This window comes from Lautropia dentalis (genome assembly GCF_003892345.1).
Lineage (GTDB): Bacteria > Pseudomonadota > Gammaproteobacteria > Burkholderiales > Burkholderiaceae_E > Lautropia > Lautropia dentalis.
Map to the genome: position 1 here is coordinate 1 of NZ_RRUE01000012.1, position 1,004 is coordinate 1,004.

1 protein-coding gene is annotated in these 1,004 nt (G+C 53.2%); it reads right to left on the reverse strand.

The annotated features are described in order from the left end of the window. Positions 1-206 precede the first annotated feature (206 nt). Positions 207-719 (reverse strand): hypothetical protein, encoded by a 513-nt coding sequence (locus EHV23_RS15115; protein ID WP_125096926.1) that lies wholly within the window; start codon positions 717-719, stop codon positions 207-209. Positions 720-1,004 lie beyond the last annotated feature (285 nt).

The following is a 1,004-nucleotide window of genomic DNA, read 5'->3' on the forward strand; positions in this document are numbered from 1 at the left end:
GAAAGGGCGCAGCTGCAGCGTGATGAAAGGCTGGCCAGGATGATCAAGGGGGCGAAAGGCGGTGGGGGTGGTAGCAGTGGGAGCAACAAGGGGACGTCTGGCAAGGCACAGACCATGACAGGGGACCAGGGGATTGTAGGAGGCAAGATAGAAGAGTCATAACCCCCAAAAGCCATCTCCGTCGTGCGAAGAAAACGCATGAGAGATTACGATCGAAACGATCTTAGAATAAATTCTTGCATTTTTGGAGATTTATCCATGAAGGAGGGATTCATATGAGGTGCCATGTCAATGGTGTGGTTACGAATCGAATCAAGAACCTTGCTATTATAGTTTTTCACAAAAACCTTGCGAATGTGCGAAGCAGCCTTTGGGTTTTCCTTGATCAGAGTCTCAATTGTCATCCGCAACGCATTTAGTGCCACTGACACTCTGTTATAGTCACTCCTTTCATTATCAAATGCAGTTCTAAGTTGGTCGATAATGGCATTAGCCTCATTCCATGCGATGTCTGCCCCGATCCCGATACCATTGATCAGTCCCTCATCATTGCCCACGGATATCCCGGAGGAATAGCCATTGGAATAGCCTTCCTGCCGGCCGATTTCAATGCCACGGTTCCTTCCCCGGGCCTCATATGCCCACGGATCCATCTCCAGCCCGAGTCCGTAGGTGCCGCTCAGGTTGATCTTGCCGCCAGCGTTGTTTGACCCGTTCATGGTGCTGTCCTCCCTTGTGCCTTGCTGTCCATCCAGCAGCCAAGGCCCCGACTGCCGGCATTCTCCCTTTGGATTCTACCCTACACCAGTGGCACAGAGGCGTCAACGGGGGTTGTGACGGCACGGCGAGGTCATTACAGTCAGGGCCAGAATGCGGAGGGCCAGATTGATGGCGTGATCCAGCAGGTGGTCCCGGACATCACGGGATTCAAGTCGATGCTGACGGACAAGCTGAACTCGACGTCGAACCGGTGGATTCAGGAGGTCACGAGCATCGTGACCGGA